Consider the following 12,365-nt stretch of genomic DNA (forward strand, 5'->3'; position numbering starts at 1 on the left):
GAGAATGGAATGACGCAGTATTACGACACCTTGAAAGATGTGTGTGAAAATGCGCTTTTAAACATGTACTTAGAGGTTAGTAACAATGATAGGGTTATACCGATAGATAAACGTACTCAAATAATTAAAAAATTTATTAAACCCAAAGTAAAAATGCCGAAATATAAGGTAATAAAACGAGAGTTAAAGCGATTGGCCCTAGTGAAACCTACTATTTCCCTTGAGTCTGAGCTACATAAATTGCTCGAAAACATGATGAAATTTAAAGGGAAAGGTGATGCAGAAGCCTTACTTTTTGATTTTTTAGGCAATATTCATGTTTGGACCGGGCTAATGATACAGGTAGCCACTAAATGTACCGTTGCAGAGCCTGGTAACATTTATTTGTTAGAAGATGAGACTTTTACTAAGTTAGATAATTATGGCCACTACATCAAACCAATCAATTTGTTTGTTTATCTTGATGCAGATTATGATTTAAATACAGTTTTATCACAAATACAGCAGGATGAACGTTTTAACATTTCTGTCTCAGAAAGGTTCGATACTCATGCCAAACTAAACGTTTTACCGGTTAATGAACTTCAATAGACGAAAAAAAACCAGCAAAAGCTGGTTTTCTTCCCCAAGGGACCCCTCCCTCAGTTGGAGGACACACTATGAAAAATTGTCTTAACAACTTCATAATGAGTACAGTTTAATTTTACTTCAGCAACAACAAATTTGTATATAGCATAAGGTCAAATTATCCGAAAATATACTAAAAAGTCTTATAGGGTAGGATTCAATTACCTATATTAGTGGTCACTATGCGGTAGATTAATTTATTAGCGTGTCCCAAATAGTACCTGAAATGGCTAAGAAAATAGAATTAATAAGGTAAAATACGTGTATGCACAAGGAGTATCAGTTATGAATGCAAACCCTATGATTTCATCTACTAAGTTAGTTTACAGAAATGAACTATTAAGTATTTACATTGCGACCAACACTGAGCAAGAGTCGCCAGTAAGCTCTCGTAAACCTGCTTATGTGTATTTTAAAGGGGAATTTTACTGTATGAAGCAATCCAGTATCGAGCAGTGTTCAAGAGCACAAACCGAGTTTCTGTTATCTGTCATGACACGTTTCGGAGCGTTTTAACTCATGACACAAAATTCATATAACAAGTTTCAAGATATTCAAAATGAAAATGACGAAAGCGTTGAGGGCCAGAATGTACCTGATGATGGATCGGCTCATGAACCCGATAGGCATGAGTTAGCGAGAAGAGACCTTATTGTTTACTTATTATATTCCGTCCGTTTACGCTCAACGGAAGAGCTAACATCATCAGTAACTTCTATTACTGACTATAATGAAAACGACATTATTGTAGATATTGAAGCACTCAAGGACCCAGAAACGTATAAGTTACACAAACATAGAGTCAGACAGAAACTGTTCTACAAAATTATGTTTAAAAGGTCACTCACTGAACAAGGTACAAAGGCAATCTATCAAGCCATGGACAATTCAGCGTCATTCGACGCTGATTTCATCGTGGATATATCAAAAAAATACGAATATACACCAAGTAAAGTCGTCAGTGAGTTACTCAACTACAAGAGATTGTCTACTCAAATCGCTATTTTTAATCAATCTCATAAAAAGTTTCCTGTGATCCAAGCGTTGATTAAATGTGCCAAATTGAATGTAATGTATTAGGCCAGCACCGCCTTTATACGGCCTCAATCAATGGATTAATAGTCAGTTACCTAGGATTTTTTCATGCAACCAACCGAGTAACATGGCCAAAATAATGAAAGAGAACGCAGCCAAAAAAGACATCCCACCAGCTTTTAAAAAATCATTCCCAGCGTCATCATAACCTAACTGATATCCCCAAAATCCGATAACGAGCAAGATAAACCCTAACATACCAGAAGTTAGAGTAAAAAAAGCCATTAAACCTGCCATTTAAACACCCTTACCTTTTATGTAGTTCCTATATTGGCATTGATGGCCAAATTTCATTGCGTTCCGGCACTTCGGGGAATTTATTTTTATTCGAGGTACCAAGTTGATAACACTCAAGCCAATATTCATGAGGCCACCCCCGAAGAAAATGCTCATTAAAGTAGCGTTTATTTTCACCTATGCATCCTTGAACGCGATCATTATTTCCATAACGAGTTGCTTCACGCTTAATAAACTGGCGTAAATCTCGTTCAAGATATGGAGTGAAATCGTCTTGATGTTTGCCTGACCAACTCGGTGTTCCAAACGTGTTGCAATGATGTTCAGGTGCTGTCGTTGCTGTACCAAATGTACCTATATACCCCATAAAGCGTTTCCTATCGTGTTAGATAGTTATGAATGAAATCTACTCATATAAAGTTGCCATACCTGGTCTTCTAACTGGTCCTGCTGTTTGTTACTTTCAAATGAAACAGATCCTTCACTTTGGTTTAAAAAGAGTTCCAACCCTTCCACTCACCTGATTTTCTATAAATATACTCAGGATGCTTTAATAATTTTGACCCCGGTTTAAACTCATGACCAGTGTTAATCCAAGAGGCTAAAATAGTTTCAATTTGTTGGTTTTTCATGCGTTTATTTTTATCCTTAAATATCTAATCAGTTATTCCAAACTTTTATAAGTCCATGCTTTTTGTGTGCGGCAGCTTTTATTAGTTCTAAATTGTACTTGTCCGTCTTTGCCGTTGCCGTTTTCGGCATCGTGATGAGTAAACTGCATAGCATTTATTATCACATTAGCGATTAATGTAAATTAACCCGCTCTATTAAAAATAGAATCAGCCATATTCACTATCTCTGTTCGAGACATATTACTGATATCAATGCCAGCTGTTAAAAGCGTCTCAAAGTCTCCTGCAGAGGAATAATGTTCCAATCTCAAAGCATGACCAAGCTCTTGCAATAACTTTCCATCATGCGCCGTTAAACCGCAAATCTTAATTTTATCATCTGCCAGTAAATTGCCTATTTGATGAATAAACTCTCCACTCGCACAAGATAGCTTCATTTCTTCATTTAACATTTCTAACCCTTAGAGCGATTGTTGTTGCTAGTTACCCATATTAATAATCAGTAAGTCGATCTTGGAGCATTCTAAGCAACTTACATGGATCTTCTTCAACGATTCCGTCTTCTCTCAAAAAATCCACAGGCGATCTCATAAAGTTTTCTTACGCGCACTACAGAGCTTCTAGTTCATCTAACAAACCTTTGTTCAATGAATCATTTATTGTCGGCATATATTTTTCAGGCACGCCCCCGCCAAAATCCAACTTGACATCAAATTCTCTATCGATGCAATAATTAATGATTGTTTTTAAAACATCGCTAATTCTCGTACCGATTTCATAAGCCATTATGTCTCCACGAATATCCTCACAGTATTCATTTCGCACGTACATACAATCTAAATTTATGCGCGAGCTGGATACATCATCACCCTGACTTAACGCAAAAAATCCGTACCAAACACGTGGGTCAAAAGGATTGGTAAAAAAATATAGTTCATACTTTTCATTGTTTAGAAAAACTGCGTATTCTTTATCCTTCCCATCCAATTTTAGTTGTTCTTTAACACTATCAAGTGTAAACACTTGTTGTTGATAGGGGATTAACATCATCCAATTTTGTTTAGTGTTTTCTAACGCTTCCATTAAATTTAAGTTTTGTTCGCCTAAGTCATACGACAAATTACCCACGGGCGAAAATCGGATATTTAATTCTTTATAAAGGGGCGAAAAACCAACGAATTCACCATCTCTTATAACATTAAAACTACTATCATCAATGATTAAAACCATATTTTGTTCCTTATCGTTATTACTTAAAATAGCTTATCTCTACAAGCTGCTCTACGCGAGTGAATTGTCTTTATCGCAACGTTCTTTTTGTCCCACTATCTTGAAAAACTATTCACAGAACCTTATGCTTTTACTCTAACAACGAAAACATAAGCCGCAACCGTTAGATAGGTTGTAAAATAGCCGCTAAATTACCCAATGTTTTTCTGCATATGTTATTCTTGGTTTGAACTGCATTTACCAATTTTATCTATCGAACTACACAATTTTCGTTATAACTTAATCGCACCAACTTTCCCGCCGTCCTTTCCATCGACGGCCATTTCCATCGACGGCCATTTCCACTGTCGATTATCAATTGGCTCAAGTCATTTCCATCAACCAACACTTTTGCCAATACTCTGTCGTATTTATCGCGACCAGGATTGACTAATACAATAGTGCTGGCATGAGACAGCACATATTTTAGGAATTTTTTAGCAATAATGGCTTTTTCAATTTCATAATCGCACTGGCCTTTCATTTCGCGTGTCAACGCCTAAAACACGAATGGGCTCATGAAAGCTTCTATTATCTAAATAAGCTCGAAAAGTATCACCATCGTAATTGTTATAAATTTGCTTAACGTACACATTGTCATCTGGTGGCTCAGTACCACTTCCGCCGCCAGCATTAACTGAAAACGCACTAAAGCACGCAAAAAGCATCAAAATAAAGTTTAATTTCAATGTTAGCCCCTCAATTCATATCAATGTAATGCCTAAAATTATATTGGCATAGATGGCCATACTTCATCTAAACACGGTAAATTTGGTGATTGATTTGTATCTGCACCAACCATATAGCATTCAATCCAATATCTATTTGGCCTACCACCGAGAAATTGCTCATCGAAGAAGTGCATGTTAACACCTACATCACCATTGACTCGATCATTATGCCCCTTGCGTGTTGCTTCTTGCTTTATAAAAATAAATAAATCTCTTTCTAGCTCAACTGTGAATTCATCTTGGTGTTTACCGGACCACTTGGGAGTACCAAACGTGCTGCAATGATATATTGGTGCTGTAGCTGCTGTACCGTATGTGCCTATATATCCCATGCTACTTTTCCTATTCTCTGTAAAAATTACGTTTTTCACAAGGCTTTCTAGCGTTGTTCCTAACCGAGAAACAACACTTGTCTTACGCGCTCTACAGTTTATAAATATATTAGTAATGAATTAAAATAGCTGTCAGATACTTTTTTTATGTAATGATTTTTGGGTATTTTGAGTTCGGATTTTATTTTTTCTAAATCTTCTAAATCTTCGAGAAAATCATACCGCCTTGTCAGTGGCAGTTCTGTAAAACCAACATTATATCTATAATCCAAACTAAAACATCTCTCTGGTAAATTAGCGAGGAACGATAACGTGTCCTCTTTCGATGTAATACCACAAACATACTCACCAAAAGCTTCGAAAATTAGTTGTTTTGTTGTGCTTTCTACACTTAGTGCAAACTCGATATCTTTTTCTTTTGATAGATTGGATGTACTGGTCAAGCCAAACTGGACACTTTTAGTTGAGAATTTTCAAACTCTACCGGTGACAGATCACCATTAGCTGAATGAAGTCGCTCCAAGTTGTAATATTTCATGTAAGCAGTCACATCTTGCTTCATAAACTCCCTTGTTGGTTGAGCAACTTTAAAAATCCAATCGTGTTTCAAACTACCAAAGAAACGTTCAACGACGGCATTATCCCAACACGCACCCACATCCCCCATACTGGCTCGGATACCATAGCTTGATAACAGCTTACCGAATTGCTTGCTGGTATACTGTGAACCTCGGTCACTGTGAAATACCAGCCCTCTGGCCGGTTGGCGCAGGTTATAGGCTTTCATTAATGCCTTGGATATCAAATCTGTAGTCATGCGTTTGTCTATGTGCCATCCAACAATCCGGCGTGAATATAAATCCATTACCACCGCCAAATACATCCAGCCTTCACCGGTCTTTAAATAGGTCACGTCACCTGCCCAAACCTCATTAGCTGATACAGGGTTAAAGTTCATGTTTAACAGGTTCTCAGCCACTGCATCTGAGTGTTTTCGCTGTGTCGTCACCTTGTAAGCACGTCGCTGGGTAGCTCTGAGTCGAAGGCGGTGCATAATTTTACGAACGAGATAGCGACCAACCTGGTAGCCTTCCTTGCGCAATTTCTTCACCATTTCACGATTCCCTAAGCTGCCTCGACTTTGCTTAAATAGCTGTCGAACAAGGCGATAAAGCTTTAGTGTTTCAAGGCTTATCACGTTTGCAGGGCGTTTATGCCAATCGTAATAGCCTGACTTACTGACACTCATTACTCGGCATAACAGTGCGATAGGGAACCGGTTAGATTGCTGTTTGATGAAGCGAAATTTTACTTCATTTCTCTCGCAAAGAAGGCGCTTGCCTTTTTTAGTATTTCTTTCTCCATGCGTAATTCTTTATTTTCTCTACGCAATCGTTTCAACTCATCACGCTCAGACTCTTCTAAGGTGATACCTTGTTGCAGGGCTTGGTGTTTTTCCTTCCAGTTGTAAAGCAAGCTAGTGCTAACCCCAAGCGATTTTGCTGCATCAGCAACGCTATATCCTTGCTCTAGCACCATCAAGACGGCTTCATCTTTAAATACCTGCGGATAACTCTTATGTGATTTTTTTAAACTCATATCGACCCCTTAATTTATTGACCATACTGTCTCAAAATTAAGTGTCCGATGGAATTAGACCACTACAGGAAACCCTTAAAGCTTCTGTGCTTTTAATGTAGTATTCGGCCCCATCGTTACAAAGATTACTTAAAACTTTTTTGTCAAAATAATTATCTGTATTTGCATCATAACTATAATGCCAACGGATGCCTTTTTCCCATATAAAAAAAGTAACAGTATCTTCATCATCACCATCGATTATAATATAAGGGGAATGTTTCTCCCATTTTCCAAAAATGACTATTCTTGGCGCTTCAAGCTCTTCTTCATCGAGTGAGTAACTAATTGATTTTACTTCTATGTTTTTTAATATGTGTTCTTGATAAAACCAACATTGAAATCGCTCTGTTTCCTTTGTCGCCCCATAATTGCCTTGTCCTGATTTGAGCAGTAAATCTAATACCTTTTTAGCCACTTTATTGGTAACTTTTTTGTCATCTTTAAAGTAATGATATTTCTTAAATATTTCAGCTATATTAGGCTTCTTGTATTGAGATATCACCCTCTCGTATATTTGTAATCGAACAGCAATATCGGCGTCACTTAAATCAGGTATATTGGGATCATACATATATTCATTATCGCGAATTGAATATAACAAATTTAATGTCTTATCTATTACATTTTGGTATGTATCGGTAAGCGCCCTTGCGATGCTGGCATTCTTACTTATATTGCTTTCAATGCTCATTTTTACACCTATATTGTAACCGTCTAGCGAACCACACCTCGCATCGTTAATCTGACTATCTGAAAATACCTGCTCAATGATAAATTCGGAGCAAGTGATGAAAACTTACAGAACAGCGGCACAGTGGCTGGAACTACTTCAGCAACGCAGCAATTTCAAAGGCACTAATATTGAATTCTGCCAACACCATAATGTCGCTATTACCACTTATACCAATTACATTGTAAGCGTCTGGGCATCTACACCTACTTTTTAAAATTCCATGGTAACAGGCTGTCGATATCCGGTGCTGGTTGGCACAGTTCATTAAGGCAAGCCATGATGTAATCAAATGGGATTAAACCATTTACCTTTGCGGTTTCCACAATGCTGTAAAGTGTGGCGCTGGCATGTGCACCGCTAGCCGTTTGGCTAAATAACCAATTCTTTCGGCCTATCACAAATGGTTTTACCGCGCGTTCAGCTCTATTGTTATCGATGCTGAGTCGTCCATCATCCACATAACGGATAAGCTTGTGCCATTGATTAGCCAGGTAATTAGCCGCCTCTATCAGTTTGATGTTACCTACTAAATTTGGCTGGTTCTGCTCAAGCCATGCTTTTAGCTTGTCCAGTATAGGCACACTGGCTTGTTGCCTTATCGTGTATTTATCATCCACACTTTTATCTTTAACGCGTGACTCAACAGCGTACAGTTTTTGGATAAGGCTCAATACCACATCCGCTTTACCGGTTTTATTTTTCCCTTGTAGCTTTTTCGCCTCGATAAATTTACGACGAGCATGAGCCCAACAACCGATTAAGGTTGCCTCTGTTTTGGCATAGGCCTGATAACCATCCACGTGTAAATACCCTTGATATCCATCAAGATAATTGACCACGCACGCGGCCGCGCGACTATTGTGGAAGTCGTAAAGCACGATATTAGGGATAGGATTATTCGGGTCTGGTGAATCCCTACCTGAGCAATACACCCACATGTAGCTGTTCACTTTATTGGATTTCACTACCTTTAATGGCGTTTCATCGGCAAACAACGTGGGTTGCTTTAACAGCTCGGCTTTAAGTCGCTCAACTAGTGGCGCGAAGAGTGCGGCGGATTTATCTATCCAGCTGCTCATGGTCTGGCGACTGAGCTCAATACCGTATTGCTTGAACATCGCTTCCTGGCGATAAAGCGGTAGCCCATATTGGTATTTACTGGTGATAAGCTGACTGAGCAAACTGCTTGTGGCAATGCCTTTGTTGATGGGCATGGCAGGCATTGAGGCTTGCTTTATCGGGGTGTGAGTCGAGGATTTATCACAGTGACGGCAAGCGTACTTAGGCCGAATGTGCTCAATCACTTTGATTTGAGCGGGAATAAACTCAAGCTTTTCTGACTTATCTTCACCCATTTTATGTAGCTCACCGCCACAGCAATTACACAATTTATCTTCAATATCGTGGATAACTTGTTCACGGGGTAAGTCTTTTGGCAGTGGCTTACGCACCGGCTTTTTACGGGTATAACTAATGGATTGCTGCTCAGCCTCAGCGGCTTCAATAATCTCTTCCACTTCATTGAATAACTCGCCTTGCCCGACAAAGCCTTCAGCACTCTTGCCGAATTGTTTTTGTTGGGCTAAACGCCAGCGCTCTTCCAGGGCTGCGATTTGTGCATCCTTCTGCACTAACAGTTTTTCAAGTTCAGCAATACGCTGTTTAAGGGCGAGTTCATTTTTCATGAAGCCTATTTTAAGGCATAACAAAAGGCTTTCCAGTGCTAACTGAACGTCTTTTGATGATCATCAATCGATCGCCAACTCTTTTGAATAATTAAAGCATTTTCTTACCTGCGACATCAATTGTGCTGTGCCCAATCACATCATAACCTGCTAATAACCAGTGTAATTGTTGCTCGGTTAATGTCATGGTGGGTGACATGAGTTTAGGCCATTTGAACTTATACTTATCTAAACGCTTATACCACAGGGCAAAACCGGTGTTATCCCAGTACAGCAGTTTGAGTTTATCGCGCCCTTTATTACAAAACACAAATAGTGTGCCACTGAGCACAGGTAGTTCAAGCTCTGCTTCCACCAAGGCCGCTAATCCATTAATCGATTTACGAAAATCGACCACATCGGCACATAAATAAACGGTGGGCACATCAACAAACATCTTCATGCCGTTAGCCCTTTAATGATGGAAACGATATCGGTCGTTGCTAAATTGGCAGGAAACATTAACTGGCCTGTGCGGATATCAAACTGAAGCACATTTGGATGAGTTTGCGCGCAGAATTCAGTGGTGGTTTGATTTACCTGAATAAAACGTGATGATGTAGCGCTGAAACCTGACTTGAATAAGGTTGGGTTTTGCAGGTTCTCAGCCTGTAAAGTACGTTGTTTATAGTAAGTGGTAATAGCGACATTATGGTGTTGGCAGAATTCAATATTAGTGCCTTTGAAATTGCTGCGTTGCTGAAGTAGTTCCAGCCACTGTGCCGCTGTTCTGTAAGTTTTCATCACTTGCTCCGAATTTCTCATTGAGCAGGTATTTTCAGATAGTCAGATTAACGATGCGAGGTGTGGTTCGCTAGACGGTTACCCTATATTCAGTTCATGTGTGAATTATGATTTTTAATACCTTTATGATATCAAGCAATGGCACCAGTTTTTGCTCGTTTCAGGTGCCGATTTGGACTCTGAACGGGAAAACGCGTAATTAATAAGGGAGTGTTGAAGAAATTGAAGGTGCTTGTTACTTCGAGTTTGACTCTGAAAACGGTTTAACTTACTTTTCTTGCTATGACAATAAGGCTGTCAGTGTATGAATAACCATATCCATAACCATAACTCACACCATCGCTAATCGCTTCGGTCTTAGTAAGCGTCCTTGTATAGCTCTTCTAATTCTTCGGGTGAGCCGTAGGTGCATGTAGTGCAATAGAAACCAGAGGGGTACATTAGAACCGTTGCTTCAATCATATTTTTCATTGCAATTAGTTGTGATACCCGTATTAATCGCAGCTGTAAGAATGTCAATGACCATCGATTGACGTACCTCATGCCGAATTACATGCGAGCTGTGAAGATATAGCGAATACGCCTCAAATAGTGCTATCGCGGCCACGATTGGTCCATGAAGAGAACTTGTTGTTTTTACTAAGAACTGTAAATCGAAACTTTCCAAGCAACTATCTTCATCATCTGCTTTATCTACAACATGTTTAATAAAAGCAGACAAATAATCACGACAATTAAGCTCTGTGCCTGATTCACTCTCAACTTCTTCTGGTAGAGGAGTAGGAGTAGATGGCGTAACCCCAAATAGGGATTCGAATTGCTCCCACAAGGCTCCAGAATCTTTAATAAGCATGTTCAAAAACCGCATATGGTCTGCATTGGATACGGAAAAATCTACAGCGAAGTCATCGCAGTTATCGTCACTTCTATTGACATACAGTTTTATTGCGGGTTCAAGCGGGCCTAAACCATATGTTGGCGGCGTCTTTAGCATACCAAATGTTATATACCCACTTACAGGGAAATTGGGTATCCAGCCATGCTGGCTGTCTTTAGTCCGTTCAAGCCAGCTGATGGCATTCAATCCGGAAGACGACACTACCAAAAACCTACCCAAGTTAGGATTTGTAAGTGAAAGTCCCGCGATTAACTGTGATAAATATTCTTGAGTGGCATGGATAGTAGCTGATATACAGCTTTGAGTAACTGAATGCAGTTGATGATGACCATGAGATGGAATGGTCTTAGCTAAAGCTCTTAGTCTGTTTTCACCTGATAGCTTTTGAAAGTCTGAACTCTCAGAAACCATCAATGGGGTGGAAAAACTCTCAGCTTTCGCAAGATTTAAAGCCATTGATCTATATCCCCAAATGTTTTTTTAAGGCATTTGCTTCTGATTTATTCACTTGCACTGGAATAAACTCAGCCCCTAAATACTCAGCTATGCGGGTTCTATGTCTCCCATTGACGAAACCCACGCTCCAAACACTCTTAGTTTTGCCCAATAGCCCCATAAAAGTCGATACTCTTAAATCTCTCTGACTAAATCCAATTCTTGGCATCGACATTGAGTAGTCTTCAGGTGATTGACCTTTTATGTATTCTTCACGCTTATCAGTATTCCAACCTTCAGCGGGATCAATCATTTTAATTGAAGGATCTATACACAAATCGATAAACCGTTTCATAGGGGCAAATATGACCTCCCAATCATCCGAAAAACGGTTAGAAGGCAGGTCGGTCTTCCAAATTAAATGTGGGTAAACTGCACCAATTGGCAGTGGGATTTTAAACAAGTCTGGATTGATTTGTTCAATTAACATAGCTTTAAATCATATATATCTAATTCAACTGAAAAGCTTTCATCGCAGTGCTGACACACAGCCTCTTTAGATCTTAATTCACCGTCATTCACTGCCGTAATTTCAGTACAGTGAGGACATCTAGCTGTAACAGAAAAATCAATAATTTCACCAGTTTTCATGTGCTATTTCCTATCGAGCTAATTGGTAGTCGCGAATAAGGCTTTCTAAAGGAATTTTAAGCCCTTCATTAAGCTTTCTGATCATGCCTATACTGAGTCGTCTTTTGTAATTTAAAACTTCACTGACTCGGCTACGCTGCCCCAAGTAAGGTTTCTGAGTCAACAATACATTTGTTTGCTTTTACCTCTGAATCAGCGTTTTTAGGTTCATTTGTCGGTGCGTTAGGGTTTCCCCAAGGATCAGATTTAAGCATGGACTGACGAGGTGTTGAGTTAATTTCACTAAAGTAAGCTTTCACAAGTATTGTTTTGTTCATGAGCGGAAAACCTCGATATTTCCAGCAATTTGATAAAATAACTTCTTTTTAAGTCATGTTTGAATAGAAAATAAGTTGTTAGCGGTAAATACACATTAACGTCGCTCACTGGAAGAAATTACAGCGCCCGGGGTTGTTGTCTCGCTTTCATTCCCCCAACCTGAAGCACTTAGGGGTTCTAGGGATTTTCCCCTCTAAAGTAACATAAATCGCCATACTCACGATATCTAAAGGCATACAAAGGTGGGTTACTTCTCCAAAGTATGGCAAATTATGAGGTTAACTACCCCTTAAACTTA

22 protein-coding genes are annotated in these 12,365 nt (G+C 39.1%); 4 read left to right on the forward strand and 18 right to left on the reverse strand.

The features are described 5' to 3' along the window. The first annotated feature begins 9 nt into the window (after nt 1-9). From AC19MV_RS20830 to AC19MV_RS20840, 3 genes are all read left to right on the forward strand, one after another. On the forward strand, nt 10-591 hold the full coding sequence (locus AC19MV_RS20830; RefSeq protein ID WP_498309840.1) for a DUF2913 family protein: 582 nt from the start codon (nt 10-12) through the stop codon (nt 589-591). 321 nt (nt 592-912) lie between these two features. Next, nucleotides 913-1,143 (forward strand): hypothetical protein, encoded by a 231-nt coding sequence (locus AC19MV_RS20835; RefSeq protein WP_432367692.1) that lies wholly within the window; start codon nt 913-915, stop codon nt 1,141-1,143. Between the two features lie 3 nt (nt 1,144-1,146). Next, the gene (locus AC19MV_RS20840) at nt 1,147-1,707 is read left to right on the forward strand and encodes a hypothetical protein (protein WP_432367694.1); all 561 of its coding nucleotides are present in this window, start codon (nt 1,147-1,149) and stop codon (nt 1,705-1,707) included. 42 nt (nt 1,708-1,749) lie between these two features. On the opposite strand, the gene AC19MV_RS20845 is transcribed toward AC19MV_RS20840, so the two are convergent. From AC19MV_RS20845 to AC19MV_RS20895, 11 genes are all read right to left on the reverse strand, one after another. Beyond that, nucleotides 1,750-1,959, reverse strand: a complete 210-nt coding sequence (locus tag AC19MV_RS20845; protein WP_432367696.1) for a hypothetical protein — start codon at nt 1,957-1,959, stop codon at nt 1,750-1,752. A gap of 28 nt (nt 1,960-1,987) precedes the next feature. Further along, nucleotides 1,988-2,326, reverse strand: coding sequence for a hypothetical protein (locus tag AC19MV_RS20850; protein WP_432338871.1), 339 nt, complete (start codon nt 2,324-2,326; stop codon nt 1,988-1,990). Nucleotides 2,327-2,450: 124 nt separating this feature from the next. Then, nucleotides 2,451-2,591 (reverse strand): hypothetical protein, encoded by a 141-nt coding sequence (locus AC19MV_RS20855; RefSeq protein WP_432338872.1) that lies wholly within the window; start codon nt 2,589-2,591, stop codon nt 2,451-2,453. 182 nt (nt 2,592-2,773) lie between these two features. Next, complete coding sequence (locus AC19MV_RS20860) at nt 2,774-3,043, reverse strand: hypothetical protein (RefSeq protein WP_432338873.1); 270 nt, start codon at nt 3,041-3,043, stop codon at nt 2,774-2,776. Between the two features lie 157 nt (nt 3,044-3,200). Continuing rightward, nucleotides 3,201-3,821, reverse strand: a complete 621-nt coding sequence (locus tag AC19MV_RS20865; protein WP_432338874.1) for a hypothetical protein — start codon at nt 3,819-3,821, stop codon at nt 3,201-3,203. A 250-nt stretch (nt 3,822-4,071) separates the two neighbouring features. Further along, the gene (locus tag AC19MV_RS20870; RefSeq protein ID WP_432338875.1) at nt 4,072-4,344 is read right to left on the reverse strand and encodes a thermonuclease family protein; all 273 of its coding nucleotides are present in this window, start codon (nt 4,342-4,344) and stop codon (nt 4,072-4,074) included. Then, on the reverse strand, nt 4,322-4,549 hold the full coding sequence (locus AC19MV_RS20875; RefSeq protein WP_432338876.1) for a hypothetical protein: 228 nt from the start codon (nt 4,547-4,549) through the stop codon (nt 4,322-4,324). Before AC19MV_RS20875 ends, AC19MV_RS20870 begins: the two co-directional genes overlap by 23 nt. Before the next feature lie 38 nt (nt 4,550-4,587). Then, on the reverse strand, nt 4,588-4,923 hold the full coding sequence (locus tag AC19MV_RS20880) for a hypothetical protein (protein WP_182773653.1): 336 nt from the start codon (nt 4,921-4,923) through the stop codon (nt 4,588-4,590). Between the two features lie 98 nt (nt 4,924-5,021). Then, the gene (locus tag AC19MV_RS20885) at nt 5,022-5,366 is read right to left on the reverse strand and encodes a hypothetical protein (RefSeq protein WP_498309841.1); all 345 of its coding nucleotides are present in this window, start codon (nt 5,364-5,366) and stop codon (nt 5,022-5,024) included. Further along, nucleotides 5,363-6,522, reverse strand: a protein-coding gene (locus tag AC19MV_RS20890; RefSeq protein WP_160056987.1) for an IS3 family transposase whose coding sequence is annotated in 2 segments (ribosomal slippage) — nt 5,363-6,273 and nt 6,273-6,522 — 1,161 coding nt in all. Because the reading frame shifts where the segments join, the coding sequence is not laid out codon by codon here. The genes AC19MV_RS20885 and AC19MV_RS20890 overlap by 4 nt, the downstream gene beginning before the upstream one ends. Nucleotides 6,523-6,559: 37 nt before the next feature. Further along, the gene (locus AC19MV_RS20895) at nt 6,560-7,255 is read right to left on the reverse strand and encodes a hypothetical protein (RefSeq protein WP_498309842.1); all 696 of its coding nucleotides are present in this window, start codon (nt 7,253-7,255) and stop codon (nt 6,560-6,562) included. Between the two features lie 97 nt (nt 7,256-7,352). On the opposite strand from AC19MV_RS20895, the gene AC19MV_RS20900 reads away from it, so the two are divergent. After that, nucleotides 7,353-7,511 carry a hypothetical protein gene (locus tag AC19MV_RS20900; protein ID WP_498309843.1) on the forward strand — a complete coding sequence of 53 codons (159 nt, stop codon included), beginning with the start codon at nt 7,353-7,355 and terminating at the stop codon, nt 7,509-7,511. Here the strand turns inward: AC19MV_RS20900 and tnpC are convergent. The 7 genes from tnpC to AC19MV_RS20935 form a co-directional block, all read right to left on the reverse strand. After that, nucleotides 7,501-8,982 (reverse strand): IS66 family transposase, encoded by a 1,482-nt coding sequence (gene tnpC / locus AC19MV_RS20905; RefSeq protein ID WP_498309844.1) that lies wholly within the window; start codon nt 8,980-8,982, stop codon nt 7,501-7,503. The two genes, AC19MV_RS20900 and tnpC, sit on opposite strands and share 11 nt — an antisense overlap. 91 nt (nt 8,983-9,073) lie before the next feature. After that, on the reverse strand, nt 9,074-9,424 hold the full coding sequence (gene tnpB / locus AC19MV_RS20910; RefSeq protein WP_498309845.1) for an IS66 family insertion sequence element accessory protein TnpB: 351 nt from the start codon (nt 9,422-9,424) through the stop codon (nt 9,074-9,076). Beyond that, a complete protein-coding gene (locus AC19MV_RS20915) occupies nt 9,421-9,765 on the reverse strand; it encodes an IS66 family insertion sequence element accessory protein TnpB (protein ID WP_498309846.1) in 345 nt (114 codons plus the stop codon). The genes tnpB and AC19MV_RS20915 overlap by 4 nt, the downstream gene beginning before the upstream one ends. 454 nt (nt 9,766-10,219) lie before the next feature. Further along, nucleotides 10,220-11,119 carry a hypothetical protein gene (locus AC19MV_RS20920; RefSeq protein ID WP_432367701.1) on the reverse strand — a complete coding sequence of 300 codons (900 nt, stop codon included), beginning with the start codon at nt 11,117-11,119 and terminating at the stop codon, nt 10,220-10,222. Between the two features lie 4 nt (nt 11,120-11,123). Continuing rightward, complete coding sequence (locus AC19MV_RS20925; RefSeq protein WP_432367703.1) at nt 11,124-11,588, reverse strand: plasmid fertility inhibition factor family protein; 465 nt, start codon at nt 11,586-11,588, stop codon at nt 11,124-11,126. Then, on the reverse strand, nt 11,582-11,749 hold the full coding sequence (locus AC19MV_RS20930; protein ID WP_432367705.1) for a hypothetical protein: 168 nt from the start codon (nt 11,747-11,749) through the stop codon (nt 11,582-11,584). Before AC19MV_RS20930 ends, AC19MV_RS20925 begins: the two co-directional genes overlap by 7 nt. Nucleotides 11,750-11,880: 131 nt before the next feature. Beyond that, nucleotides 11,881-12,066 (reverse strand): hypothetical protein, encoded by a 186-nt coding sequence (locus AC19MV_RS20935; protein WP_432367707.1) that lies wholly within the window; start codon nt 12,064-12,066, stop codon nt 11,881-11,883. Between the last annotated feature and the right edge of the window lie 299 nt (nt 12,067-12,365).

This window comes from Shewanella sp. MF05913 (assembly GCF_059758095.1).

Coding starts and splice junctions, on each gene's coding strand:
- AC19MV_RS20830 (WP_498309840.1), top strand. CDS start 10: ATGACGCAGTATTACGACACCTTGAAAGATGTGTGTGAAAATGCGCTT.
- AC19MV_RS20835 (WP_432367692.1), top strand. CDS start 913: ATGAATGCAAACCCTATGATTTCATCTACTAAGTTAGTTTACAGAAAT.
- AC19MV_RS20840 (WP_432367694.1), top strand. CDS start 1,147: ATGACACAAAATTCATATAACAAGTTTCAAGATATTCAAAATGAAAAT.
- AC19MV_RS20845 (WP_432367696.1), bottom strand. CDS start 1,959: ATGGCAGGTTTAATGGCTTTTTTTACTCTAACTTCTGGTATGTTAGGG.
- AC19MV_RS20850 (WP_432338871.1), bottom strand. CDS start 2,326: ATGGGGTATATAGGTACATTTGGTACAGCAACGACAGCACCTGAACAT.
- AC19MV_RS20855 (WP_432338872.1), bottom strand. CDS start 2,591: ATGAAAAACCAACAAATTGAAACTATTTTAGCCTCTTGGATTAACACT.
- AC19MV_RS20860 (WP_432338873.1), bottom strand. CDS start 3,043: ATGTTAAATGAAGAAATGAAGCTATCTTGTGCGAGTGGAGAGTTTATT.
- AC19MV_RS20865 (WP_432338874.1), bottom strand. CDS start 3,821: ATGGTTTTAATCATTGATGATAGTAGTTTTAATGTTATAAGAGATGGT.
- AC19MV_RS20870 (WP_432338875.1), bottom strand. CDS start 4,344: ATGAAAGGCCAGTGCGATTATGAAATTGAAAAAGCCATTATTGCTAAA.
- AC19MV_RS20880 (WP_182773653.1), bottom strand. CDS start 4,923: ATGGGATATATAGGCACATACGGTACAGCAGCTACAGCACCAATATAT.
- AC19MV_RS20895 (WP_498309842.1), bottom strand. CDS start 7,255: ATGAGCATTGAAAGCAATATAAGTAAGAATGCCAGCATCGCAAGGGCG.
- AC19MV_RS20900 (WP_498309843.1), top strand. CDS start 7,353: ATGAAAACTTACAGAACAGCGGCACAGTGGCTGGAACTACTTCAGCAA.
- tnpC (WP_498309844.1), bottom strand. CDS start 8,982: ATGAAAAATGAACTCGCCCTTAAACAGCGTATTGCTGAACTTGAAAAA.
- tnpB (WP_498309845.1), bottom strand. CDS start 9,424: ATGAAGATGTTTGTTGATGTGCCCACCGTTTATTTATGTGCCGATGTG.
- AC19MV_RS20915 (WP_498309846.1), bottom strand. CDS start 9,765: ATGAAAACTTACAGAACAGCGGCACAGTGGCTGGAACTACTTCAGCAA.
- AC19MV_RS20920 (WP_432367701.1), bottom strand. CDS start 11,119: ATGGCTTTAAATCTTGCGAAAGCTGAGAGTTTTTCCACCCCATTGATG.
- AC19MV_RS20925 (WP_432367703.1), bottom strand. CDS start 11,588: ATGTTAATTGAACAAATCAATCCAGACTTGTTTAAAATCCCACTGCCA.
- AC19MV_RS20930 (WP_432367705.1), bottom strand. CDS start 11,749: ATGAAAACTGGTGAAATTATTGATTTTTCTGTTACAGCTAGATGTCCT.
- AC19MV_RS20935 (WP_432367707.1), bottom strand. CDS start 12,066: ATGAACAAAACAATACTTGTGAAAGCTTACTTTAGTGAAATTAACTCA.